Genomic DNA, 24,478 nt, shown 5'->3' on the forward strand with positions numbered 1-24,478 from the left:
TGAAAAATAAAGAGTGAGAGTCCGTTTAAGTCAGAAAAATTTTCTGTTTTTTCTGCTCGTTATAGTAGATAAATATCACTGCTAATTTCTTTTGTTAAGAGGAAAATAAATTCCACTGAAAAATTTATTTAAAAATTGATTTATAAGAATAAAAATCTTAAAGGTGTATAATAAGAAGCATCATAAATAGGTAGAGGGGATAAAATGAAGGTTGATTGGAAGCAAAATTTGTATATCACTTGGATTGGATGTTTTTTTACTGGAGTTAGTTTTAGTTTAGTCATGCCTTTTATCCCGATTTATATCAATGATTTAGGTGTATTGCCAGGGCAATCAGATTTATTTGCCGGCTTGTCGATAAGTGTCACTGCGTTGGCTGCGGCAATTTTTTCTCCGATCTGGGGCAGTCTTGCCGACAGAAAAGGACGGAAAATGATGATGATTCGTGCGGCCGCCGGCATGACTTTTTCCATGGGGATGCTGGCTTTTGTCTCTAATGTTTACCAGCTGCTGGCTTTGCGTTTTCTGACGGGAGTATTGTCTGGCTATATTCCTAATGCCACAGCAATGATCGCTTCTCAAGTGCCGAGAGAAAAAAATGGCTGGGCCTTGGGAATGCTTTCCACTGGTTCTGTGGCCGGCAATCTAATCGGTCCATTTATTGGCGGTTGGCTGGCTGACACATTTGGTATCCGCAATGTGTTTAAAATCACCGGAACTATTTTACTGATTTGTACCGCATTAACAGTAGTCTACGTCAAAGAAGATTTCAAACCAGTGTTAAAAGAAAATATTTTATCAATGAAGAGCATTGTTCAGCAGATGGACCATTCTTCGGTTTTACTGGGATTGTTTGTGACGACCTTGATTTTACAAATAGGCGTGACAAGTATCAGCCCCATCTTGACGAAATTTATTCAGCAATTGGGCGGGGGAAACGGCAACTTGCTGATGGTCAGCGGCTTTATCGTTTCTGTTTCCGGTTTCTCGGCTTTTTTTGCATCGCCTTTTTTGGGAAAATTAGGCGACAGGTACGGCAATCAAAATATCTTGCTGATTGGTTTATTCTTTTTCATGCTTTGTATTTTGCCCATGTCCATTGTGAAAACGCCGTTTCAGTTAGGAGTCCTTCGTTTTCTGATGGGATTTTCCACCGGAGCGCTAATGCCGTCCATCAATGCAATTATCAGCCGCATCACGCCAAAAGAAGGAGTCAGCCGCGTGTTTGGATTTAATCAGATGTCACAGAACTTTGGACAAGTTTTAGGTCCGCTCTTAGGTTCTGCCATTGCGGCCCACGCAGGTTACCGCTGGGTATTTGTTGGGACTGCCGGATTTATTTTGGTCAATATTTTTATTTCATTGTACAATTTTAAAGGAACTCTATGGAAGAAAGTCTACTGATTTTTTTCATCACGGATTCTTATTGAATCTTGCTGTCAGCATTAAATATTTAACATCAACAAAAAAGCCGGGTGAATGAGATGGTTATATTACACATCTGATTCATCCGGCTTTTACTGATAGTCGTGGTTACAGTTGGTCTCGGCTGCTTAGACTTTTTCTTTCTTGTTAGGCGGGGCTACTTTTCCTATGATGAAAACCACTACTGCCAACACTAAAGAGCCGATAAAAGCAGTTAGCGGGCTGTAGCCGGTATGACTCAAAGCGGCTCCAAGATAAGCAACCATTTGTCCCATCAATAACGACCAGAACAAAACAACAAGATATTTCATGAACAGCACCTCTTTCTCATTAACATTCTAGCACAAGAAAATCAGATTTAAAAGTCAAGAACTATCGTGAAGATAATTTTTTCCATTCAAGTTAGGATTTGGAATTCTATTGAACATTCATGTTATACTGTTATTAGTAAAAAAGGATGTTGAAACATTTAACGAGAAAGGGGATGAATAAAGTGGCAGCGGCTACTCAACTACAATTGATCACAGCCTATTCTTTATTGAAGAGCACCAACCGCATACCCGAATTAGTTAGTCAGGCTAAGAAAACAGGGTATACGGCTCTAGGGATTGCTGATATTAACGTGATGCACGGCGTTGTGGAATTTTATAAAGAATGTCAGCGTCAAGGGGTTCACCCTTTGATTGGTTTAACAATCGAATACACTGTACCAGATATTGACCAAAAAGTTTTTAGCTTGGTTCTTCATGCTAAAAACGAAACAGGTTACCAAAATTTGTTAAAAATCTCCACTGCTAAAATGGAGCTTCCTGACAAAAATAATTTCACACTGGAAGACTTCTCTCCATGGTTATCTGATTTGGTTGTCATCATTCCCGGAGACTCCTCTGAAATAAATTATTATTTAGCCCGCTCTCAAAGCGAAACAGCTGTTCAGTGGCTTGACAACATAAAAGAAAAAACAGATAAAGGGTGTTTGTTCGGTGGGATAGCTACTCAGCTCACATCTGAGACACGGGAAGAGCTGGTGTTTTTTTATCAGTCAGCAGAAGTGCCTTTAACTATGTTAAATGATGTCCGATATCTTCACCCCAGTGATCATTTTTCTGTTGAGGTTTTGACTCATATCGAAGCAGGAACCAAGCTGGAGAATCTAGAGGACCAGAAGACCGGTTCTTTTTATTTGCCTGACGGGGACAGATATCGTGAATTTTGCCATCAGCTTGATTTAGCCGAAGCCTTTGATAACAGCAATCAGATTGCCGAGTTGTGTCAGTTTGAGATGAATTTTTCTCAAACCTTGCTGCCTCACTTTGACACGCCTGAGGGACTGACTGCGGCTGAATATTTGAGACAGCTGTGCTTTGATTATTTGCCGGAACGTGTAGAAAACGCAGATGAACAGTATCGCCAGCGTTTAGAAAAAGAATTGTCAGTAATCCATCAGATGGGATTTGATGATTACTTTTTGATTATTTGGGATGTGATGCGTTTTACTGCCGAGCAGAATATTGTGACCGGGGCCGGCCGCGGCTCTGCGGCAGGTTCTCTTGTCTCCTATGTTTTATCTATCACAGATGTAGACCCGATAAAATATAATTTACTGTTTGAACGTTTTTTAAACATTGAGCGCAATACTATGCCCGATATTGATTTAGATATCCCTGATAATCGGCGGGATGAAGTCTTGCATTATGTTTTTGAAAAATACGGACACCATCACATGGCACAAATCGCGACTTTCGGAACGATGGCGGCGAAGATGGTTCTTAGAGATGTCTGCCGGGTTTTCGGCCTTTCTCAAAGTGAAGCAAATTTGTGGTCTAATGCTGTCCCTAACGTGCTGAAAATAACTTTACCTGAAGCTTATGAACAGTCCACAAAATTACAGCATTTAGTCAGCCAGTCCGAACGCAATCAGCTGATTTTCGATTTGGCTTTAAAATTGGAAGGGTTGCCCAGACATGTGTCCACCCATGCGGCAGGTGTGGTCATCAGTGACCATTTGCTGACCGATGTGGTTCCGCTGCAGGAGGGGACGAATCATATTCCACTGACCCAGTTTGCCATGGGAGATGTGGAAGCTGTGGGATTGTTGAAGATGGATTTTTTGGGATTGAGAAATCTGTCTATTATTGATGATACCTTACGTAAAATCCGGCAACTGACCGGAAAAAAATTAAGTCATCGGGATATTCCAATGGATGACCCTGAAACTTTGGATTTATTTAAAAGAGGACAGACAATCGGTGTGTTTCAATTTGAGTCTAATGGTATCCGGAATGTTTTACGCCGGGTGACACCAGAGTCGATTGAAGACATTGCAGCAGTCAACGCATTATACCGGCCGGGACCGATGCAGAACATTGATTTATTTGTCAAACGTAAGAAAAAAGAAGTGCCTATTGATTATCCCCATGAAAATCTGAAAGATATTTTAGATGTTACTTATGGGATTATCGTTTATCAGGAACAAATCATGCAGGTGGCGGCGAAGATGGCCGGGTTTACTTTAGGACAGGCAGATATTTTGCAACGGGCTATCAGTAAAAAAGTAAAGTCGACTATTGACGAGCAAAAACAAAATTTTATTCAAGGGTCGATGGCTCAAGGATATAGTCAGAAAGTGGCAGAAGAAGTCTATCAATACATTGAACGTTTTGCCAATTACGGGTTTAATCGTTCCCATGCCATGGCCTATTCTTTTGTGGGTTATCAGATGGCTTACCTGAAAGTCCACTACCCTGCACCTTTTTTTGCTTCCTTGTTACATTCGGTCAGACACAATTTGAAAAAAATCAAAGAATATATCAGTGATGGTAAAAAATATGGGCTGACGATCAAAGGGCCGGATATCAATAGAAGCGGGTACAGCTTCACGTTAAAAAAGGATGAATTGTTGTTTGGATTCAGCTCGCTCAAGGGAATCCGCCGTGATTTTATCCGCAATCTGATTGATGAGCGGGAGCTGAATGGCCCGTATAAAAGTTTAGATAACTTTCTGATCCGCATCGATAACCGCTGGCTCAAGGAAGACACGATTGCCCCTTTGATTAAAATCGGAGCATTCGATCAGCTGGAACCTAATCGCCGGCAATTGATGACGGACCTTGACGGAAACATTAAAAATATTGTGTATAGCGGCGGGAGCATGGATTTACTTGAAATTTTAAGTTTAAAAAAAGATATGATCGCCGATTATACGATGGAAGAAAAATTAGCTTATGAAGAAGAACTTCTTGGCACTTATTTCTCCGGTCACCCTGTGGATCATTATGAAACATTGAAGATAGTCAAGGGTGTCAAACCAATCAACTCCGCTGAACTAGGGAAAAAAATCGTTGCTCTGGTGTATGTGAAAGAAGTCCGCCAAATTCGAACAAAAAGAGGCGAACAGATGGCTTTTCTCCGGGGAAGCGATGAAACCAGCGATATCTCTGTCACCGTATTTCCAGAATTGTTCCGCGAAGTTTTCAGAAAACTGGCTGAGAATCAAGTCTTTTTGGTCTCCGGAAAATTCGTGCAAAGCAATTACAATCAGGAGCTGCAGATTTTAGCAGAAGAACTTCGTCCGGCAAAAGAATTCGAAGAAGAGATTGGAAGAAGAATTTGTTATTTGAAAATTTCCAAGAACCATAAAGCAGATTTAAAGCTAAAGGAAATAAAAGAAAAAATCAAAAAATATCCCGGAATTACTCCTGTGATCGTATTCGTAGAAGAAAACTCCAAAAAAATTTTCTTGGGCAGGAATTTTTGGGTACAAGACAGCGGTGCGGTTCAGGAAAGTATTAGTCGGATACTTGGAGAAGAGAACGTGGTTTTTCAATAATTAAATGAAAAGAAACTGTTTTTCATTAATTTTCATTATTTTGTTGTTTTGTAAGACTTTTATCAAAAAAAATGGTAAAATGACTTAGGAAATAGAATTTTGGTAATTAATACATTAAGTTGTTGATTAAATAATTGAGGTGAATTAAAGTAATGAAACGTATTGGGATTTTAACCAGCGGAGGCGATGCTCCTGGAATGAACGCGGCCGTACGAGCTGTGACCCGAAAAGCAATTTTTGAAGGGATGGAAGTGTACGGTATTAATTATGGTTACGCTGGTTTGGTGGCCGGAGATATTAGACGGCTGGACATTTCAGATGTTGGCGACAAAATTCAGCGGGGCGGAACGTTCCTTTATTCTGCAAGATATCCGGAGTTTGCCACAGAGGAAGGGCAGCTTAAAGGGATCGAGCAGTTAAAAAAATTCGGTATCGAAGGCTTAGTGGTCATCGGCGGTGACGGTTCCTATCATGGTGCAATGGCTTTAACGAAGCATGGTTTCCCAGCCATCGGACTTCCGGGAACTATCGACAATGATATTCCGGGAACTGATTTTACGATAGGGTTTGATACAGCAACTAACACCGTTCTGGAAGCGGTAGATAGAATTCGCGACACTGCAACGTCTCATGTGCGTACATTTATCATTGAAGTGATGGGACGAAATGCCGGCGACATTGCATTATGGGCAGGTGTTGCAGGCGGAGCAGACGATATCATTATACCTGAACACAATTTCGATATGAAGGTAGTTGCAGGAAAAATTCAAGAAGGTCGTGACCGCGGCAAAAAACATTGTCTGATCATCTTGGCTGAAGGCGTTATGGGCGGGAATGAGTTTGCTGAAAAGCTTAGAGAATATGGCAACTATCATGCACGGGTCACCGTTTTGGGACACGTGGTGCGCGGAGGTTCTCCAACGGCACGTGACCGGGTTCTGGCAAGCAAATTTGGCTGGCAGGCTGTGGAACTGTTAAAAGAAGGAAAAGGCGGTCTGTGTATCGGCATACTGGATAATAAAATCGTTGCAGCTGATATCGTAGACACTTTAGAAAATAATAAACATAAACCAGATTTGAGTTTGTATCGTTTGAATAATGAAATTTCACTTTAGTTAGGATTTAGTCTGTTCAAGGATGAATAGTTTTCTCTTTTCGTCCCACTGGATGACTTTAATTAAACTTCTAGTCATGTCCGGTTTGATTATTTGAATGTAAAACTTACCGGCATGGCTTATGAATAAAATAATAGGAGCGCAGATAATGAAGAAAACAAAAATCGTATGTACAATCGGACCTGTCAGTGAATCAGTAGAAACTCTTGTAGAATTAATGAACGCAGGAATGAATGTTTGTCGTTTGAATTTTTCTCATGGAGACTTTGAAGAACACGGCAACAGAATCAAGAACATTCGCGAAGCATCAAAAATTTCCGGCCATCGCGTGGCCATCTTATTAGATACAAAAGGACCGGAAATACGTACACATGATATGGAAAATGGTGCGGTTGACTTGCACACAGGAGAAATCATTCGTATTTCTATGAAACAAGTTTTAGGAAACAGTGAGCGTTTTTCTGTCAGCTATCCTGATTTGATCAACGATGTTGAAATCGGCGGTCATATTTTGCTGGATGACGGTCTTGTTGATTTAGAAATCACTGAACTGGACCATGCCAACCAAGAAATTGTTACAAAAGTTTTGAATGAAGGCGTTCTGAAAAACAAAAAAGGTGTCAACGTTCCGGGAGCTGCAGTTAATTTACCGGGAATCACTGAAAAAGATGCGGCTGATATCCGTTTCGGTATTGAACAAGATGTGGACTTTATCGCAGCAAGTTTTGTCCGACGACCAAGCGATGTGTTGGAAATTACTGAAATTTTAGAACAAAACGATGCAACTCATATTCAAATCATCTCTAAGATTGAAAATCAGGAAGGTGTTGACAATATCGACAGTATCCTGAAAGTTTCAGCTGGATTGATGGTGGCTCGTGGCGACCTGGGTGTAGAAATCCCGACAGAAGATGTGCCTGTGGTTCAAAAAGAATTGATCAAAAAGTGTAACAGCTTAGGCAAACCTGTTATTACTGCCACACAAATGCTTGATTCCATGCAACAAAACCCGCGTCCGACACGTGCGGAAGCAAGTGACGTTGCCAATGCTATCTATGACGGTACCGATGCGATTATGTTGTCAGGAGAAACTGCCGCTGGCGACTATCCGATCGAGGCTGTTCAAACGATGTCTCGGATTGCCGTTCGTACGGAAGACGCTCTTGTGGACCAAGATGCCTTTGCTTTGAAACGTTACAGCAAAACAGATACGACAGAAGCTATCGGTCAGTCAGTAGGACACACTGCCCGTAATCTAAATATTAAAACAATTGTTGCTGCTACAGGTTCTGGCTACACAGCAAAAATGATTGCAAAATATCGTCCTAAATCTCATATCATTGCAATGACATTCAGCGAACAAAAAGCACGCAGTCTGGCACTATCATGGGGAGTTTTCCCGGCAGTCAGCGAAAAACCAGACTCAACCGATGCGATGTTTGCCCGCTCTGCACAATTAGCCAAAGAATTAGGCTTTGCTAAAGAGGGCGAACTAATACTGATTACTGCAGGTATTCCAGTGGGAGAAAGCGGAACAACTAACTTGATGAAGATTCAATTAATCGGTTCAAGACTACTGTCAGGTCAAGGGATTGGAAATAATTCAGTTGTCAGCCATGCAGTGGTGGCAAATTCAGCAGCGGAAGCAGTTGAAAAAATTACAGAAGGCAGTATTTTAGTCGTGAAAACAACAGACAAAGATTACATGCCTGCTATCGAATTGGCTAGCGCTTTGATTGTTGAAGAAGGCGGATTGACTTCCCATGCTGCAGTCGTAGGAATCGCTAAAGGAATCCCGGTAATCGTAGGAGCGAAAGAGGCTACTTCAGTAGTTGAACATGGCTCATTGATTACTCTTGATCCTAAAACCGGAATGGTTTACCGTGGTGAAACAACTGTTTCAGCTTAATTTGTCAGAAAGAATAGAAGCGCGAGGCTTCTATTCTTTTTTTCTTTTTGATGACGTGTTAAACTATGGTTTATGATATTGATGAGAAGGAATGTGATAGATTGAAGAATGATAAAAAATTTTCCTACAAACAACTGATAACAGCAGTCGTTGCAAGTGTGTTAGTAACAGTTGCGGGTACGTTTTGGCTGTTAAAAGAAACTCAAAGTCTATCAACAAGCGCTGATAAGGAAAATCAAGCAACTTTAGGGGGAAATCTTTCTTCTGTTGAAGAAGTTTTCAATTTGATTTTGACTAATTATTTGGGAGAAGTGGACGAAGAGGAGCTGGTTAAGGGAGCCATTGCCGGAATGACTGCAGCCATCGGCGACCCCTATTCAGGATTTTATACAGGACTTGATAAAGAAGAATTAGATGAGGTCATCAGCGGTTCTTTTGAAGGAATCGGGGCGACCATGTCGCTTAAAAATGAATTGCCTACGATTTCAGAGCCTCCCATTCCCGGAACACCTGCTGAAAAAGCAAGATTGCAGGAAAATGATGTGATTTTAAAAGTTGACGGTGTGGAGACCGCCGGCAAAGCTTTGACAGAAGTGGTTAAAAAAATCCGCGGTGAAAAAGGCACCGAAGTCACTTTGACGATTGAACGGAGCGGCGATGTTTTTGATGTGACTTTAGTTCGGGATACGGTTCCTGTTTTTTCCGTCAAGACGGAGATCTCTCCAGAAAATAAAACTGTTGGAATCGTAAATGTATCGACTTTCAGTCAAAATACCGCTGAAGAATTTAATCAGGGAATTGATGAATTGAGAAATTCGGGGGCAACTTCTTTTATTATTGATTTAAGGGGAAATCCCGGCGGTTCTTTAGATCAAGTGCTTATGATGGCCAGCCGTTTTCTAAAAGATGACCAAGTGATATTGCAAATTCAGGACAGTGAAGGAAAAACAGAGAAAATCACCGCAGGAGAAGAACTTGACGAAGGCGATAAAATTACGGAAAAAACTATTGTTTTGGTTGACCGGAACAGTGCCAGCGCCTCAGAAATTTTTGCCGCTGCTTTAAAAGAAAACAATCGGGCAGAAATCATCGGCGAGCAAACATTTGGTAAAGGAACGATGCAGGTAGTCAAGTCATTAACTGAGGACACAGAATTAAAGCTGACAACCAACAAGTGGCTGACACCAGAAGGAAACTGGCTTAATGAAAAGGGTTTGCCTCCGACGATTGAGGTGGCTTACCCTGATTATTACGAAGTCAGGGCAATTGACACAACCAATTCCTTTCAGCTAGGTGCCTCTGGTCAAAGTGTGGAATCAATCAATATTATGCTTGATGCCCTAGGCTACGCTTTTGAAGAAAACCACTCGCAATTTACGGATAAAACTGTTGAAGGTGTCAAAGCATTTCAAGAAGATGAAAAATTATCTGTGACAGGACTGGTGGACAAACACACAGCCAATCAGCTGAGTATAAGATTAGTAGAACATCTGAAAGCCAATGATGAACAAATGTCACGGGCTTTAGCCGAAATAGCTGAGTAAATGCTGTTTCTAAGGTGATATTTTTGGTAGAATGGTAGTAGAATGTGAAGGTAAAGGTGTGGATGCTGCTGTGAATGAAAAACATATTGAAACGTTGGCCTATTGGTTAAAAATAATGATAGTGGCTGGTATTTTTGTGTTTATCTTGCGCGGCTTTCTCTTTATTCCCATGAGTGTGGAAGGAAACTCTATGGAAAAAACACTTCACCCTGATGACTTTATCGTTTATGAAAAATTTTCACCGATCCGCCGTTTTGATATTATTATTTTTCAAACTACGGACGGTTTGACCTATGTGAAACGGGTCATCGGTCTGCCGGGGGATCATATCCAGTATAAGGATGATGAACTCTATATTAACGGGGAAAAAACAGAAGAAGACTATTTGGGTCAGGCAAAAATAAAACGGGACAGCAATCAATACACCACAAATTTTGATACAGAAGAATTACTAGGGAGAAAAGAAATCTCTGAGGACCACTTTTTCGTTTTGGGAGACAATCGCCGCATCAGTAAAGACAGCCGTTCTTTTGGCGAAGTTTCTTCAGATCAGATTTTAGGGAAAGTGCGCTTGGTTTATTTTCCTTTAAACCATTTCAAAATTTTCTAAGCCAGCAGCAAGAAAACATAAATGTTGTTATGCTTTCTATATTTATATGAATTATTGAAGAAGACTTTGGAAAGAGTCTTCTTTTTTCGTATCTTATCCGATAGGAGATGGACAAACCTGCTTATCATGCGCTATAAAAAAACATCGGATTAGTTATTTTATTTGCCTGAAATTAGTTATATCATCTTTGTGAAATTTCAGAGCTGATTTTTTAAATTTATTAAAAAACATTGTATAATACTACTAACAAAGAAGGAAAACATTCAAGTTCGAAATAAATTAGTTGGTGCAGCAGACGATTGAACAGGGAACATGAAAAATATTTTGAGCATATCCAGTGGACAGATTTTACCGAAACAAACAAAGGAGGAAAGGTATTTATGGAGAAAGTCAATTATTGTGTCAGAGAAGGGGAACCTTTTGCACTTGGCACTGTTATCGGTGAAAAATTACGAAACAATGAGCTGAAAAAAACTTCCTATCTGGGCAGACTGGAAAGGGACATCAACTCGGAAATTTTTGCGAGAACCATGGATTTATTCACAAAGTATTGCCCCCATGTGTTGGAAGAAATCGCCGGGTTCAGTGCTGCCCTCGAGACAGAGACGGAAAAAAATTTCTACCTGTTTTACAGTTTTATTTCTCCATCCTGCAGCCAAGTGGCAATTAAAAATTCAACTTATTATGGTGGCTCCTCAGCACTTGTCCGCAATTATGATTTTGATTTGGACACAGAAGATTTTGTGATAGTCAAGTACAAGACCAAGGATAAATATAGTTTTATCGGGACGAGCATGATGACTTTCGGGGTGGACAGCGGCGTGAATGAGCATGGACTGGCTGTCAGCATGTCTGCTTGCGGTCCGCCTGTGGGGATTTTTCAAAAAGCTAAAGCTGCGGGCTTACGATTTTGGACGGTGATTCGAATCCTGCTTGAAAATTGTAAAACAGTCAGTCAGGCACAAAGCTTATTAGACGAACTGCCGCTAGGGGATAATGTGAGCTATGTATGTATCGACCAGAATGACAATCTGTTATTATATCAAACGGTCAACGGTGTCAGAGATTATCAACTGGTTGAGAAATCTTCTGAAGATTTTTCCGTCTTTGTGACCAATCATCCTACTTTTCCCAAAACCATTGGGGAATTTCCCTATGCTGCACAAAATTCACTGATTAGATACGAAGTGCTAAAAAAATATTTGCAGAGCCCAGAGAAAAAAATGTTGAGAGATATCAAAAAAACATTTACAACTTCATTTCCAGCCGGGATGTACTGCAACTATTACGATGATTTCTTCGGCACTACAAAAACAGTGGTTTTATATCCAAAAGAGCGAAAACTTGAGATTTGCTGGTGCGGTCTTGAAAAAAATGGCTGGAAAACTTATCCTATGGACGGGACGGAAAATGAAGAAACCTATTATGTCACCTATGAAAAAGGCAGTATTCCTGAAAACATGTTTAAAATGATTCGATTAGATTAACGGGTTATCAACTCAAGAAATGTGACTTCAATAGCAGTCCATAGTTGTTGCTTATTTAAATCAACTTTGGGCTGTATATATTTATGACACTTTTTTGTCTTAAACTATCATCTTCGCAGACGTGTCCCCCTGTCTCAGAAAGCTGAAAATATGCTATACTGATTAAAGCAGAAATAAACAAGCGCCTTACAGAACAGACAAATATTTTTGGGCACCCATATTGCTTCTATCATTTTTAGGTGTACTTGGTTTTACGGGAGGAAGAATCATATATGACCATTCAATGGTTTCCTGGACACATGGCAAAGGCTCGCCGTGAAGTCACAGAAAAATTAAAATTTGTAGATATCGTTTTTGAGTTGATTGATGCTAGGTTGCCTATTTCCAGCAGAAATCCAATGCTGGATGAAATCATCCAACATAAGCCCCGTTTGATTTTATTAAACAAAGCTGATTTGGCTGACCCGGTTCAAACTAAAAAATGGCAGACTTTTTTTTCAAAGCAGGGTCACACTGCCTTGAGTTTGAATTCTCAAAAAGGAGAAGGGATAAAACAAATCGTCCCGGCATCTTTGGAAATATTGAAAGAAAAGCGGGAACGGCAAAAGGCGCGGGGAATGAAGGAACAGCCTATCCGTGCCATGATTATCGGCATTCCAAACGTAGGGAAATCCACTTTCATGAATCGGCTCGTCAAAAAAAATGTTGCCCAAACAGGCAACCGCCCTGGTGTGACGAAGGGACAGCAATGGCTGAAAGCCGGTAATCAGCTGGAATTGTTAGACACACCCGGCATCCTTTGGCCTAAATTTGAAGATGATCTGGTCGGTAAAAAGTTGGCATTAACAGGTGCCATTAAAGATGCTTTGCTTCATTTGGATGATATCGCCTTATATGCTATCGGTTTCTTCAATACTTATTATCCGCAGCAATATGCTAAAAGGTATCAACTTTCAGCAGAAGATTTGCAGTTGAGTGATGTGGAACAGTTGATGCTGATTACTAAAAAAAGAGGATTCCGTGAAGATTACGAGCGTGCCAGTGAGATGCTGGTGCAAGAAATCAGAAACGGCTTGGCGGGACCTTTTACTTTGGACCGGGCAGAAGAGTGGGAGACGGAAAATAATGGGACAGACGATTAAGGAAATTCGTGAGATACTTCAGCAGTCAGTTGTAACGGAACAAGAATTAAAAGAGTTGGCAGCTGATGGACGTAAAGGGGTGCAAAATCTCCTTGTTCAGTACTATCGCCGACAGGAAAAATTGGCGGAGGAAAAAGAACGTTACCAGCGTATGTGGCTTTATGAAAATGATTTGAGAGAAAAAGGCTACAAATTAATCGCGGGAATCGACGAAGTGGGCCGGGGACCTTTGGCTGGTCCTGTAGTGGCGGCAGCTGTGATTTTGCCGGAAAATATTGCATTAAACGGCTTAAATGATTCAAAGCAACTTTCTCAATCCAAACGTGAACATTTGTATTCGGAAATCAAAGAAGCGGCCACTGCCATCGGTATCGGAATTGTTTCGCCGGAAGAAATCGACCAGTATAATATTTATCAGGCGACGATTCTAGCAATGGAACAGGCACTTCAAAAACTCAATCCTTTGGCGGACTTTGTCTTGATTGATGCCATGACAATAAAAAATAGTTCACTGCCTCAACAAAGTATTATCAAAGGAGATGCAAAAAGTGTTTCTATTGCGGCGGCAAGTATTATAGCAAAAGTCACAAGAGACCGTCTGATGGCGGCGTATGACCAAACATTTCCCGGTTATGGCTTTGCTAAAAATGCCGGTTACGGTACGGCGGAACATTTGGCCGGATTAGCTGCCAATGGTGTCACACCCATCCATCGAAAGAGTTTTTCTCCGGTGAAAGAGATGCTCTAAGAAAGTAAGTACGTCTGAAAGAATCGAATATACGAGGCACTTCTTTAATGAAACCTCTCCTATCTCGCAAATATAGTGGTGAGAAAGGGGAGGTTTTATGATGGCAAATTTGACATTTCAAGCTTTTTTATTGAAACACTTGAGAGGAATAGGTAATATCGGTTTATTAAAAATTTTCCAAAGGTTATACGAGACAGACTTCTTTTCCTTGACTGCTGCTGATTTAATTCATATCGGGAAAGTACAAAACCAGCATCGTATTTCTTTTGCAAAAAGTCACGAACAAATACTTGGACATATGGATGAACTTTACGAGGTGTTTGGTCAAGGAGGATTCATCTCCATCGCAGACGATTCCTATCCTGAATTACTTTTAGAAACTTACAATCCGCCTTTGGGACTCTTTTTCAAGGGAAATATTTCTTTGCTTAAAACAGACTGCGTTGCTATAGTGGGAGCGAGGGATTTTTCCAACTATGGAGTAGAGGCCACACAAAAAATAGTTGCAGGTTTAGTGGATGACAAGTATACTATCGTAAGTGGTCTAGCCAAAGGAATCGATACCTTTGCCCATAAAAGTGCCATCCAGTCTTACGGAAAAACCATTGCTGTCATCGGCAGCGGTCTGGATGTGTTTTATCCTAAAGAAAACCGGGAACTGCAAAATTTTCTCGGGAAAAAACATTTGGTGCTGTCCGAGTTCCTCCATGGGACGCCGCCTAGGAGTTATCATTTTCCTATGCGCAACCGTATCATTGCCGGACTCAGTCAGGGCACATGTGTGATAGAGGCAAAGAAACGCAGCGGTTCACTGATCACTGCACAACTTGCTTTGGAAAACGGCAGAGAGGTTTTTGCCGTTCCCGGGAATATTTTTTCGAAAAATTCCACTGGATGTCATGAACTGATTCAGCAGGGGGCAAAGTGTGTCTGGGATGGGAAACATATAATAGAAGAGATAATTCATTTCAGAGAGAAATCAATGGAAGTTGACAAAACGAAAAGTTAAGCATAAGATAATTAACGATTCGATCAATGAATGATTTTACATAGAGAAGGTGGTAAATATACATGGCATACAAGTATCTGGTGATTGTTGAATCACCTGCAAAAGCCAAAACAATAGAAAAATATCTTGGACGGAATTACAAAGTCGTTGCAAGTGTGGGACATTTGCGGGATTTACCCAAAAGCAGAATGGCAATAGACTTTGACAATAATTACCAGCCTGAGTACATTTCTATTCGCGGGAAAGGCCCGATTATCAAAGACTTAAAAAAGCATGCAAAAAAAGCGCAAAAAGTTTATTTGGCAAGTGACCCGGACAGAGAAGGGGAAGCAATCGCTTGGCATCTGGCACATCTGCTGGATTTGGACTTGGAAGATAAAAATCGCGTGGTCTTTAACGAAATCACCAAAGATGCAGTGAAAGCGGCATTTAAAGAACCTAGAAAAATCAATTTGGATTTGGTGGATGCACAACAGGCACGACGGATTTTAGATAGGATTGTGGGTTATTCGATTAGTCCTCTCCTTTGGAAAAAGGTTAAAAAAGGTTTGAGTGCTGGACGGGTTCAATCAGTAACCCTAAAAATGATTATCGACCGTGAAAAGGAAATCAGAGACTTTAAACCGGAAGAATACTGGTCGATTACCGGGAATTTCCAAAAAGGACGAAAAAAATTCAAAGCAGCTTTTTATGGCTTGGATCATAAAAAGAAGAAATTAAAAACAGCTGATGATGTGAAAGAAGTCACAGACCGTTTAACTTCAAGAGATTATACTGTGGGCACTATCACTAAAAAAGAACGAAAACGCAATCCGGCGAAACCATTTACGACCAGTAGTTTGCAACAGGAAGCAGCACGGAAAATCAATTTTAGAACACGTAAAACAATGATGGTGGCGCAACAACTTTATGAAGGTATCTCTATCGGCAAAGAAGGTACGGTCGGATTGATTACTTACATGCGTACCGACTCTACAAGATTGTCTGATACTGTAAAAGAAGAAGCGGCAAAATACATCACTGAAACTTATGGGAAAGAATATTCGGCTGGAATGAAAAAAAATGCCAAGGCTGCATCAGGTGCACAGGACGCCCACGAAGCTATCCGGCCTTCAAGTGTCTATCGCACGCCTGAATCTTTAGCAAAGTATTTGGACAAGGATCAGATGAAATTATACAGTCTGATTTGGGCCCGTACTGTTGCCAGTCTGATGACTCCAGCAGTGATGGATACCATGCGGGTGACCTTGGAACAAAACGATGTGACTTTTGTAGCCAATGGTTCAAAAATCAAGTTTCATGGTTTTATGAAAGTATATATCGAAGGAAAAGACGATGGCAAAGAGGAAAAAGAAAATATTTTGCCTGACTTGACCGAAGGGGATATCGTTAAAGCAGCAGACATTGAGCCGAAACAGCACTTTACTCAACCGCCGGCAAGATATACCGAAGCAACGCTGATTAAAACATTGGAAGAGAATGGTGTCGGACGTCCATCTACTTACGCACCTACATTGGAAACCATTCAACGCCGTTATTATGTGAAATTAGCACAAAAAAGATTTGAACCCACAGAGTTAGGGGAAATCGTCAATGAGCTGACAGTGGAATTTTTCCCTCAAATCGTAGATATTCAGTTTACGGCAGAGATGGAAAAAGAATTGGACGGGATTGCCGAAGCCAAAGAAAAATGGGCAGAAGTCATCGATCGTTTTTACCAGCCGTTTGAAAAAGAGCTTGCCAAGGCTGAAGTGGAAATGGAAAAAGTCCAGATCAAGGATGAACCTGCAGGCTTTGATTGCGAATTGTGCGGCAGCCCAATGGTCATCAAGCTGGGACGTTACGGAAAATTTTATGCGTGCAGTAATTTTCCTGAATGTCGCAATACAAAAGCAATCGTTAAGGAAATCGGCATGAAATGTCCAACCTGTCACGAAGGGGAAGTTATCGAGAGAAAAACTAAAAAGAACCGGATTTTTTATGGCTGCAGCCGCTATCCGGAATGTGAATTTACGTCTTGGGATAAGCCGATTCCACGTAATTGTCCAAAATGCGACCACTATTTAGTGGAGAAAAAAGTTAAAGGCGGCAAACAGGTCCGCTGCAGCAATTGTGATTATCAAGAAGATGTGCAGAAATAATAACGTGTCACAGAAAAAATCAAACTGACGAAAAGAGGGAAGCAATGGCACAACAGGTTACAATCATTGGAGCTGGTTTAGCGGGAAGTGAAGCAGCATGGCAAGCAGCGCAAGCAGGTGTGCAAGTCAATTTGTTTGAAATGCGCAAAAACAAAAAGACACCTGCCCATGTCACAGAAAACTTTGCTGAATTAGTTTGCTCTAATTCCTTCAGAGGCAGAAGTATTACAAATGCTGTGGGATTATTGAAAGAAGAAATGCGTCAGTTTGATTCTTTGATCATGGAGGCTGCCGATGCAGCAGAAGTTCCGGCAGGAGGGGCGCTTGCAGTTGACAGAACCCTGTTTTCGGAATATGTCACAGAAAAATTGCGCAGACATCCTAAGATTAAAGTGTTTGATGAAGAAGTCAATCGTTTGCCGGAAGGGTTGTCTATCGTTGCCACCGGTCCGCTCACTTCTGATAAACTGGCGGAAGATATTGCAAAGTTCACCGAATCTGAAAGTCTGTATTTTTACGATGCAGCCGCACCGATTATTGAAAAGTCTTCAATCAACATGGAGAAAGTTTATCTTAAATCCAGATATGACAAAGGAGAAGCGGCTTATTTAAATTGTCCGATGACAAAGGAAGAGTTTGATGCTTTCCGGGAAGCTTTAGTCAATGCAGAAGTGGCACCTTTGAATAGTTTTGAAGACGTCAAAGTATTTGAGGGATGTATGCCGATCGAGGTGATGGCAGCTCGCGGGGAAAAAACCATGCTGTTCGGTCCCATGAAACCTGTTGGACTGGAAGACCCAAAGACGAATAAACGGCCTTATGCTGTGGTTCAACTGCGGCAGGACAATGCTGCCGGTTCTCTATTCAATATTGTGGGCTTCCAAACACATTTAAAATGGGGCGAGCAAAAACGGGTGATCCGGATGATTCCCGGATTGGAAGAAGCAGAAATCGTCCGCTACGGTGTCATGCATCGCAATACTTTCTTAAAGTCTCCGGAACTATTGTTGCCTACTTATCAAACTAAAAAGCGGTCAGACTTATTGTTTGCCGGGCAGATGACAGGGGTAGAAGGTTACGTGGAAAGTGCCGCCAGCGGTTTGCTGGCAGGGATAAATGCTGCCAAGTTAGCGCAAAACATCACTCCTGTAACATTCCCTCGAGAAACAGCTATCGGTGCACTGGCCCATTATATCACCCATGCAGAAGGTAAACATTTTCAACCGATGAATGTTAATTTTGGGATTATTCCGCCGCTGGATGAACGTATCCGTGACAAGAAAGAACGTTACACCAAGGTGGCAGAACGGGCGCTGGAAGTAATTGGAACATTAGAAATATGAAAAACAGGAAGTCTGCTGAGAAGCAAGACGTCCTGTTTTTTAACTATCCGTTTAAAAGTGATCGTGGGCATAAGGTTTTTCCAGCGGTATGAGAGTGTCCAAACTGCTGACACTGTTTTCATTCCCTTTTAGGATTCCGCGAAACAAAAGTTCTTCGCCTGAAAGGATACGGAAAAATAGTTGTGTGAAAGCTTCAATCGTTCCTGTCAGGTCGATGGTTTCGGCAGAAGATATTTTTGTCAGCTGACCAGCACCATTTGTGATTGTTAAACGCCATAATTGTTCGTTCCAAGGACAATATTCATCGGTTACATCTAAAATGAGAGAACATTTTTGAGGCTTGTCAATAAATGGCAACTGTTCTATAAACTCTTTTAAGAGCACGATCCGTATCATCAGGCTAGGGGTGATTTTTTTCTCCAACGAAAAAGGTTCTTCCAGAAACGTTGTCCACTGATTGTGAGGAGAAGATTTCACCACAAATGTATCATAGCTGCCAGTGTGATTTTTCATGTAAGTCAGCAACTTGCAGAAAGAAAAATATGTTTGGTAAGCTAATTCCCGTACGGAAAAGGTTGAATCAGGGCCACTTAACTCGTAGATCATGTACCCTTCAGGAATCCCTTCTTCATTGTAAGCCAAAACTATAAAGCGCTTAGGATAGTGGGCTCTGATATATTCCCACCACCAGTCGGAACGAATCAGGGCTCCATGTTCTTTTTCCAGTGTGTTTCGATAGACTTTTTTTAAATCTTGCAAGTCTTCCGGCGAGTTCCAGTCGACCAGCTTGAAAGAGCCATTTTTCTCAGAAGGTACTTTATTGATTTCATACTTGGACAATGTGACGAACTGGTCTTCAAAAGCAGTAGCATACCCAAAGTTGCGGTAAAAACGGTGGGAAAAGGGTGCCAAATATGAAATCAATGTTTGCGTTTGATAATAGTCTTCAAAGAGTTTTTGAAAGAGGAAATGGATTTTTCCTTCCCCTCGTTTTTCCGGGACCGATACAACGTCAGCGATTCCTCCCATCGACATAGAGACGCCAAAAATATTGGCTTGAAACGGATGACTGATCAATTGATTGGTTAATTTTCCATCTTCATAGACACCATAGTTATCTGTAAAACGGCATTTGTCATAAAAAACTTGCTGGTCTTCCGAAGAGCCGATGACACCAGATAAAAAAGCATAGGAATTTATTAAATAACTCTCTTCAAACTGCTTCTGTGTGGTTAATTTCCGAATCATGGAAGCGCCTCCCTTAAATTGATAGCTTTATTTTATCAGATAAGATGAAACTTAAAAACTAATTGGATAATTTTTTTAAAATGGACGTATAGATAAAAAGACAAAATAATATTGAAGAAATTGTGTCTAAATTTCCAAAAATTTGCTAAATTCTGACAATTTAATTGTATCTAAAAAATGATTATGATACATTAGGCTTACGGAAAATGAAAGGAGTTTCTCATGGATAATATCTGGGTAAAAAGTTTTTTAGAATACTTGATTGTTGAAAGAAATTATTCCGAGATGACAAAAATCGCTTATCAAGAAGATATTTCAGATTTTTTGACCTTTTTAGAAGCATCGGGAGACGGGGATTTTTTAGGAATCGATCATCAAGATGTTCGAATCTATCTTTCCTATTTGTACGATAAAAACTATAGCCGCAATACAATTGGGAGGAAAACTTCCAGCTTGAGATCTTTTTATCATTTTTTACTCCAACAGCAGCAAATCGAAGAAAATCCTTTTTCCTACGTACAGATGAAAAAAGGACAGCTGCGATTGCCCCGTTTCTTTTACGAAAAAGAAATGGATGCGCTATTTGAAGCTGCCAAAGGAGATTCACCGCTGGCTATCCGCAATGTTGCTTTACTGGAATTATTGTATGGCACAGGGATGAGAGTGAGCGAGTGTGCCAACTTAACCATGGAGTCTGTCGACTTTCAGATGGAGATTTTGCTGGTCCACGGTAAAGGGGATAAGGAACGCTATGTGCCCTTTGGCTCTTATGCAGCCGATGCTTTGAGAGACTATTTGGAAAACAGCCGCACACCACTGATGAACAAATATCAAAAAGAACATGGTTTTGTCTTTGTCAACCACCGCGGCGACCAAATTACACCCCGGGGGATTGAGTATGTGCTGAAAGAAATCATCAAAAAAAGTAGTCTGACTACGGATATTCATCCCCACATGCTGCGGCATACTTTTGCCACTCATTTACTGAATAACCGGGCAGATATGCGGACTGTGCAGGAGCTGCTGGGTCATGCCAGCCTGTCTTCTACACAAATTTATACTCACGTGACGAAGGAAAATTTGCAAAAAAGTTATCGAGCGTTTCACCCTCGAGCATAAAAGAAAGAAGGAATGACGGTTATGGGTTACACAACTTTTCACAGCACCACCATTTGCGCAGTAGAGAAAGACGGAAAATTTGCGATGGCAGGGGATGGACAGGTAACGATGGGAGAATCTGTCATCATGAAAGGAACAGCTAGAAAAGTCCGCAGAATTTATAATGATCAAGTAGTAGTCGGTTTTGCCGGCAGTGTGGCCGATGCGTTTAATTTGGAGAACAAGTTTGAAGGAAAATTGAACGAATTCAAAGGCAACTTGATGCGGGCGGCAGTTGAGCTGGCTATGGAATGGCGCAGTGATAAAATCATGCAGAAACTTGAAGCGATGCTAATCGTAATGAATGACAAAGAAATGCTGATTGTTTCAGGTACTGGCGAAGTGATTGCCCCTGATGACGGCATCTTGGCAATCGGTTCTGGCGGCAATTACGCCTTGGCAGCTGCCAGAGCGTTGAAACGTAACGGCCGTCAAGATTTGACTGCTGCAGAAATTGCCAAAGAAGCGTTGACAGTGGCTGGAGATATATGCGTTTTCACGAATCATAATATTGTTGTAGAAGAATTATAAAAGAGGTGTCCATAAAATGATGAATCAAATGAAAAAGACTCCAAGAGAAATCGTTAAAGATTTAGACCAATATATCATCGGACAGGAGCAAGCCAAAAAATCTGTTGCTGTTGCTTTGAGGAACCGCTATCGCCGTATGTTGTTGGATGAAGAGATGCAAAAAGAAGTTACGCCAAAAAATATGCTGATGATCGGGCCCACAGGTGTGGGTAAAACCGAAATCGCCCGCCGTTTAGCTCATATCGTGAAAGCGCCTTTTGTTAAAGTTGAGGCGACAAAATTCACAGAAGTAGGCTATGTGGGTCGAGATGTAGAGTCAATGGTCCGTGATTTAGTAGAAGCTAGCATCAGGATCGTAGAAGAACAGCAGTATAGCCGTGTCTACGTTCAGGCGAGAAAAATTGCTGATGAGCGTCTGGTGAAATTGTTAGTACCAGGAATCAAAAAAGAGCAAAAGAAAAGCCGTGGACAGATGGACATGATGATGCAAATGATGAATGCCCTGCAAAACCCTCAAACAGAAGAAGAACAGGAAGAAGTAACAGATACAGTTAAAGCTAATCGTCAGACAGTGAAGGAACAACTGGAAAAAGGTTTGTTGGAAAATCGCGAAGTGACAATCGAAATTGAAGAACCAAAAATTCAAATGCCTACCAACCAAGGTTTGGAACAAATGGGTATTGATTTAGGGGACACATTAAGTGCCTTGACACCAAAGAAAAAAATCAGACGAACAGCTACGGTGGCAGAAGCTAGAGAAATACTAATCCGGGAAGAATCAGAAAAAATCGTCAATAAAGCAGATATTCATAGTGAAGCCATCAAATTGGCGGAGAATAACGGTATCATCTTCATTGATGAGTTTGATAAAATCACTTCCAAATCAGAACACTCCGGCGAAGTCTCTCGCGAAGGGGTGCAGCGGGATATTTTACCCATTGTTGAAGGCTCCCAAATCCATACCAAATACGGAACAGTCAACACAGATTACATTTTATTCATCGCCTCTGGTGCGTTTCATCTGACTAAACCAAGTGACTTGATTCCGGAACTGCAAGGACGTTTTCCAATTCGTGTGGAGCTGGATGATTTGACTAAAGATGATTTTGTCAGGATTTTAACTGAGCCGGAAAATGCATTGATAAAACAATATATTGCTTTGCTGGCAACGGAAAATATAGACGTGACCTTCACGAAAGAAGCTGTTGAAAAAATTGCCGAGATCGCTTTTCAAGTCAACTCGGATACAGATAATATTGGGGCACGACGACTGCACACTATTTTGGAAAAATTACTGGAGGACTTGCTTTTTGAATCTGCGGAAATGCAGATGGGAGAAATCATGATTACGGAAAATTATGTCATGGAAAAACTGGGATCAATCGTGGAAGATCGGGATTTGACACGCTTCATATTGTAATTCTTTTAAAAGTGCTCTGATTTTTTTGACAGATTAGCGCTTGGAACGTGTGAAACAAAGAACATCAAAACAGAAGGAGTGCCACGCATGAAAGATTTGTTAGGGAAAACTCGAGAGATCAATCAATTGCTGCAGCAAAAAAATACGTTTAAACACGGTCGTAAATTGCCCTATGAGGAAATGGCACATGTGCTGGGAAATACGCTCAACAGCAATGCCTATATCATTGACAGCGAAGGCAGTGTGATTGGTTTTCATGTTCAGCATGACATCAACAATGCCAGAGTGAAAAAAATGTTTGAAGATTTAAAGTTTCCTCAAGAATATACTAACGACATCAAACTGATCAAGCAGACAGAAGTGAATCTGCCTATCTCTGATCGCCGGACAGCTTTTCCAGTTGAGCTGGGGGCAGAATATCCGACGGCACTGACGACCATCGTCCCTATTTTCGGTGCTGGCGAGCGACTGGGAACGATAGTTTTGGGCCGTATCCATAAAAATTTTACAGAAGAAGATTTGATTTTAGCAGAATACAGTGCAACGGTTGTTGGTATGCAGATTTTGTATCAAATCTCCAAGGATATCGAGGAAGATATCCGCAGTTCAACCGCGGTTCAGATGGCGATTGGAACATTATCTTACAGCGAACTAGTGGCGGTGAAGGCGATTTTTGATGAGTTAGAAGGGAATGAGGGCAGGCTGACGGCTTCCAACATTGCCGATAAAATCGGAATCACCCGCTCAGTAATCGTCAACGCATTAAGAAAATTAGAGTCCGCCGGGGTGATAGAATCTCGTTCACTTGGGATGAAAGGCACCTATATAAAAATTTTGAATAACCAATTAAAAGAAGCGTTAGCAAAAAAAACAGTGTAGAATTTGGAGGAGTAGTACAATGACATTGACTATTGGAAATGAATTGTTGGAAGCGACGTTCAAGACAGCAGGCGCGGAATTGACCAGCCTGAAAAGTCGTGAACCGTCTATCGAATTCTTGTGGCAAGGGGATGAGGAATTTTGGGGACGTCAGGCTCCGGTCTTGTTCCCGATTGTCGGCCGATTGAAAAAAGACCGTTATTTTGTTGACGGGAAAGAATTTTCTATGGGACAACACGGATTTGCACGCGACAAAGAATTTACCGTTCTCACTCACACAGATGAAATGATAGTTTTTTCGTTGAAAAGCGATGCTGAAACAAAAGAAATCTACCCTTATGATTTTGAATTACAAGTTCAATACAGTGTCGAAGATAATGGGTTGTTGACCCGGTACTTGGTGAAAAATACCGGTCAAGAAACAATGTGGTACTCTGTGGGCGGTCATCCTGCATTTAATGTGCCGATTAATGGAGAAGGGGAATTTGAAGATTACTTTCTGAGCTTTTCACCGTCAAAATCACGACTCTCATTGCCATTGTCCGGTCCTTACGTGGATAGCGAAAATATTACTTTAGGTCAAACTAATACGAGCATTGCATTCTCACGGGAATTATTTTCTAATGACGCGTTGATCTATGAAACACCGGAAAAAAATTCTTTTACGATACAGTCGGAGAAGAGCCGTCATAAAGTGATTGTTTCTTATGATGACATGCCTTTTGTGGGTATTTGGAGCCCGTATCCAAAAGAAGCTCCCTTTGTTTGTATCGAGCCTTGGCAGGGGATTGCAGATACTCTTGATGCCACTGGAGTCCTGCAAGAAAAAACGGGTGTTTTGTCCCTGAAACAGGAAGAAATCAAAGCCCATGAATTTTTGATCGAGGTAGAATAAGAGATTATAAAACCCCAACTGTTGGTAAACCATTCAACAGTTGGG

Annotated in this window: 19 protein-coding genes; 17 read left to right on the plus strand and 2 right to left on the minus strand. The window is 41.1% G+C overall.

From position 1 onward, the window contains the following. Positions 1–204 precede the first annotated feature (204 nt). The gene (locus AC4PHI_RS05430; RefSeq protein ID WP_492201295.1) at positions 205–1,404 is read left to right on the plus strand and encodes a multidrug efflux MFS transporter; all 1,200 of its coding nucleotides are present in this window, start codon (positions 205–207) and stop codon (positions 1,402–1,404) included. A gap of 149 nt (positions 1,405–1,553) precedes the next feature. Here AC4PHI_RS05430 and AC4PHI_RS05435 read toward each other — a convergent pair whose 3' ends face one another. After that, positions 1,554–1,736, minus strand: coding sequence for a YjzD family protein (locus AC4PHI_RS05435; protein WP_492201296.1), 183 nt, complete (start codon positions 1,734–1,736; stop codon positions 1,554–1,556). Between the two features lie 173 nt (positions 1,737–1,909). Between AC4PHI_RS05435 and dnaE the strand changes: the two genes are divergently transcribed. From dnaE to trmFO, 11 genes are all read left to right on the plus strand, one after another. Beyond that, on the plus strand, positions 1,910–5,254 hold the full coding sequence (gene dnaE / locus AC4PHI_RS05440) for a DNA polymerase III subunit alpha (protein WP_492201297.1): 3,345 nt from the start codon (positions 1,910–1,912) through the stop codon (positions 5,252–5,254). A 152-nt stretch (positions 5,255–5,406) separates the two neighbouring features. Beyond that, the gene (gene pfkA / locus AC4PHI_RS05445) at positions 5,407–6,369 is read left to right on the plus strand and encodes a 6-phosphofructokinase (RefSeq protein ID WP_492201298.1); all 963 of its coding nucleotides are present in this window, start codon (positions 5,407–5,409) and stop codon (positions 6,367–6,369) included. Between the two features lie 148 nt (positions 6,370–6,517). Beyond that, complete coding sequence (gene pyk / locus AC4PHI_RS05450; protein WP_492201299.1) at positions 6,518–8,278, plus strand: pyruvate kinase; 1,761 nt, start codon at positions 6,518–6,520, stop codon at positions 8,276–8,278. 101 nt (positions 8,279–8,379) lie between these two features. Further along, positions 8,380–9,822 (plus strand): S41 family peptidase, encoded by a 1,443-nt coding sequence (locus AC4PHI_RS05455; RefSeq protein ID WP_492201300.1) that lies wholly within the window; start codon positions 8,380–8,382, stop codon positions 9,820–9,822. 70 nt (positions 9,823–9,892) lie between these two features. Then, entirely contained in the window at positions 9,893–10,432 is a 540-nt protein-coding gene (lepB, locus tag AC4PHI_RS05460) for a signal peptidase I (protein WP_492201539.1), read from the plus strand. Positions 10,433–10,812: 380 nt separating this feature from the next. Beyond that, complete coding sequence (locus AC4PHI_RS05465; protein ID WP_492201301.1) at positions 10,813–11,919, plus strand: C45 family autoproteolytic acyltransferase/hydrolase; 1,107 nt, start codon at positions 10,813–10,815, stop codon at positions 11,917–11,919. A gap of 272 nt (positions 11,920–12,191) precedes the next feature. Beyond that, complete coding sequence (ylqF, locus tag AC4PHI_RS05470) at positions 12,192–13,061, plus strand: ribosome biogenesis GTPase YlqF (protein WP_492201302.1); 870 nt, start codon at positions 12,192–12,194, stop codon at positions 13,059–13,061. Beyond that, positions 13,045–13,809, plus strand: coding sequence for a ribonuclease HII (gene rnhB, locus AC4PHI_RS05475; RefSeq protein WP_492201303.1), 765 nt, complete (start codon positions 13,045–13,047; stop codon positions 13,807–13,809). Before ylqF ends, rnhB begins: the two co-directional genes overlap by 17 nt. Before the next feature lie 100 nt (positions 13,810–13,909). Further along, on the plus strand, positions 13,910–14,818 hold the full coding sequence (gene dprA, locus AC4PHI_RS05480) for a DNA-processing protein DprA (protein WP_492201304.1): 909 nt from the start codon (positions 13,910–13,912) through the stop codon (positions 14,816–14,818). 62 nt (positions 14,819–14,880) lie between these two features. Then, positions 14,881–16,959: a type I DNA topoisomerase gene (gene topA / locus AC4PHI_RS05485; RefSeq protein WP_492201305.1), complete on the plus strand. Its 2,079-nt coding sequence runs from the start codon at positions 14,881–14,883 to the stop codon at positions 16,957–16,959. 44 nt (positions 16,960–17,003) lie between these two features. Continuing rightward, positions 17,004–18,302, plus strand: a complete 1,299-nt coding sequence (gene trmFO, locus AC4PHI_RS05490) for a methylenetetrahydrofolate--tRNA-(uracil(54)-C(5))-methyltransferase (FADH(2)-oxidizing) TrmFO (protein ID WP_492201306.1) — start codon at positions 17,004–17,006, stop codon at positions 18,300–18,302. Positions 18,303–18,353: 51 nt separating this feature from the next. Here trmFO and AC4PHI_RS05495 read toward each other — a convergent pair whose 3' ends face one another. Next, positions 18,354–19,550 (minus strand): GNAT family N-acetyltransferase, encoded by a 1,197-nt coding sequence (locus tag AC4PHI_RS05495; RefSeq protein WP_492201307.1) that lies wholly within the window; start codon positions 19,548–19,550, stop codon positions 18,354–18,356. Between the two features lie 222 nt (positions 19,551–19,772). Between AC4PHI_RS05495 and xerC the strand changes: the two genes are divergently transcribed. From xerC to AC4PHI_RS05520, 5 genes are all read left to right on the plus strand, one after another. Beyond that, a complete protein-coding gene (gene xerC, locus AC4PHI_RS05500; RefSeq protein ID WP_492201308.1) occupies positions 19,773–20,669 on the plus strand; it encodes a tyrosine recombinase XerC in 897 nt (298 codons plus the stop codon). A gap of 21 nt (positions 20,670–20,690) precedes the next feature. Next, positions 20,691–21,239 carry an ATP-dependent protease subunit HslV gene (hslV, locus tag AC4PHI_RS05505; RefSeq protein ID WP_492201309.1) on the plus strand — a complete coding sequence of 183 codons (549 nt, stop codon included), beginning with the start codon at positions 20,691–20,693 and terminating at the stop codon, positions 21,237–21,239. Positions 21,240–21,258: 19 nt separating this feature from the next. Next, positions 21,259–22,659 carry an ATP-dependent protease ATPase subunit HslU gene (hslU, locus tag AC4PHI_RS05510; protein ID WP_492201540.1) on the plus strand — a complete coding sequence of 467 codons (1,401 nt, stop codon included), beginning with the start codon at positions 21,259–21,261 and terminating at the stop codon, positions 22,657–22,659. Positions 22,660–22,746: 87 nt separating this feature from the next. Continuing rightward, positions 22,747–23,538 (plus strand): GTP-sensing pleiotropic transcriptional regulator CodY, encoded by a 792-nt coding sequence (codY, locus tag AC4PHI_RS05515; RefSeq protein WP_492201310.1) that lies wholly within the window; start codon positions 22,747–22,749, stop codon positions 23,536–23,538. 19 nt (positions 23,539–23,557) lie between these two features. Further along, entirely contained in the window at positions 23,558–24,433 is an 876-nt protein-coding gene (locus tag AC4PHI_RS05520; protein ID WP_492201311.1) for an aldose 1-epimerase family protein, read from the plus strand. Positions 24,434–24,478 lie beyond the last annotated feature (45 nt).

Source organism: Vagococcus sp. QWL-13, from assembly GCF_058683555.1.

Coding starts and splice junctions, on each gene's coding strand:
- ylqF (WP_492201302.1), top strand. CDS start 12,192: ATGACCATTCAATGGTTTCCTGGACACATGGCAAAGGCTCGCCGTGAA.
- xerC (WP_492201308.1), top strand. CDS start 19,773: ATGGATAATATCTGGGTAAAAAGTTTTTTAGAATACTTGATTGTTGAA.
- AC4PHI_RS05495 (WP_492201307.1), bottom strand. CDS start 19,550: ATGATTCGGAAATTAACCACACAGAAGCAGTTTGAAGAGAGTTATTTA.
- codY (WP_492201310.1), top strand. CDS start 22,747: ATGAAAGATTTGTTAGGGAAAACTCGAGAGATCAATCAATTGCTGCAG.
- AC4PHI_RS05430 (WP_492201295.1), top strand. CDS start 205: ATGAAGGTTGATTGGAAGCAAAATTTGTATATCACTTGGATTGGATGT.
- pfkA (WP_492201298.1), top strand. CDS start 5,407: ATGAAACGTATTGGGATTTTAACCAGCGGAGGCGATGCTCCTGGAATG.
- trmFO (WP_492201306.1), top strand. CDS start 17,004: ATGGCACAACAGGTTACAATCATTGGAGCTGGTTTAGCGGGAAGTGAA.
- dprA (WP_492201304.1), top strand. CDS start 13,910: ATGGCAAATTTGACATTTCAAGCTTTTTTATTGAAACACTTGAGAGGA.
- rnhB (WP_492201303.1), top strand. CDS start 13,045: ATGGGACAGACGATTAAGGAAATTCGTGAGATACTTCAGCAGTCAGTT.
- hslU (WP_492201540.1), top strand. CDS start 21,259: ATGAATCAAATGAAAAAGACTCCAAGAGAAATCGTTAAAGATTTAGAC.
- hslV (WP_492201309.1), top strand. CDS start 20,691: ATGGGTTACACAACTTTTCACAGCACCACCATTTGCGCAGTAGAGAAA.
- AC4PHI_RS05520 (WP_492201311.1), top strand. CDS start 23,558: ATGACATTGACTATTGGAAATGAATTGTTGGAAGCGACGTTCAAGACA.
- pyk (WP_492201299.1), top strand. CDS start 6,518: ATGAAGAAAACAAAAATCGTATGTACAATCGGACCTGTCAGTGAATCA.
- dnaE (WP_492201297.1), top strand. CDS start 1,910: ATGAATAAAGTGGCAGCGGCTACTCAACTACAATTGATCACAGCCTAT.
- AC4PHI_RS05465 (WP_492201301.1), top strand. CDS start 10,813: ATGGAGAAAGTCAATTATTGTGTCAGAGAAGGGGAACCTTTTGCACTT.
- topA (WP_492201305.1), top strand. CDS start 14,881: ATGGCATACAAGTATCTGGTGATTGTTGAATCACCTGCAAAAGCCAAA.
- AC4PHI_RS05435 (WP_492201296.1), bottom strand. CDS start 1,736: ATGAAATATCTTGTTGTTTTGTTCTGGTCGTTATTGATGGGACAAATG.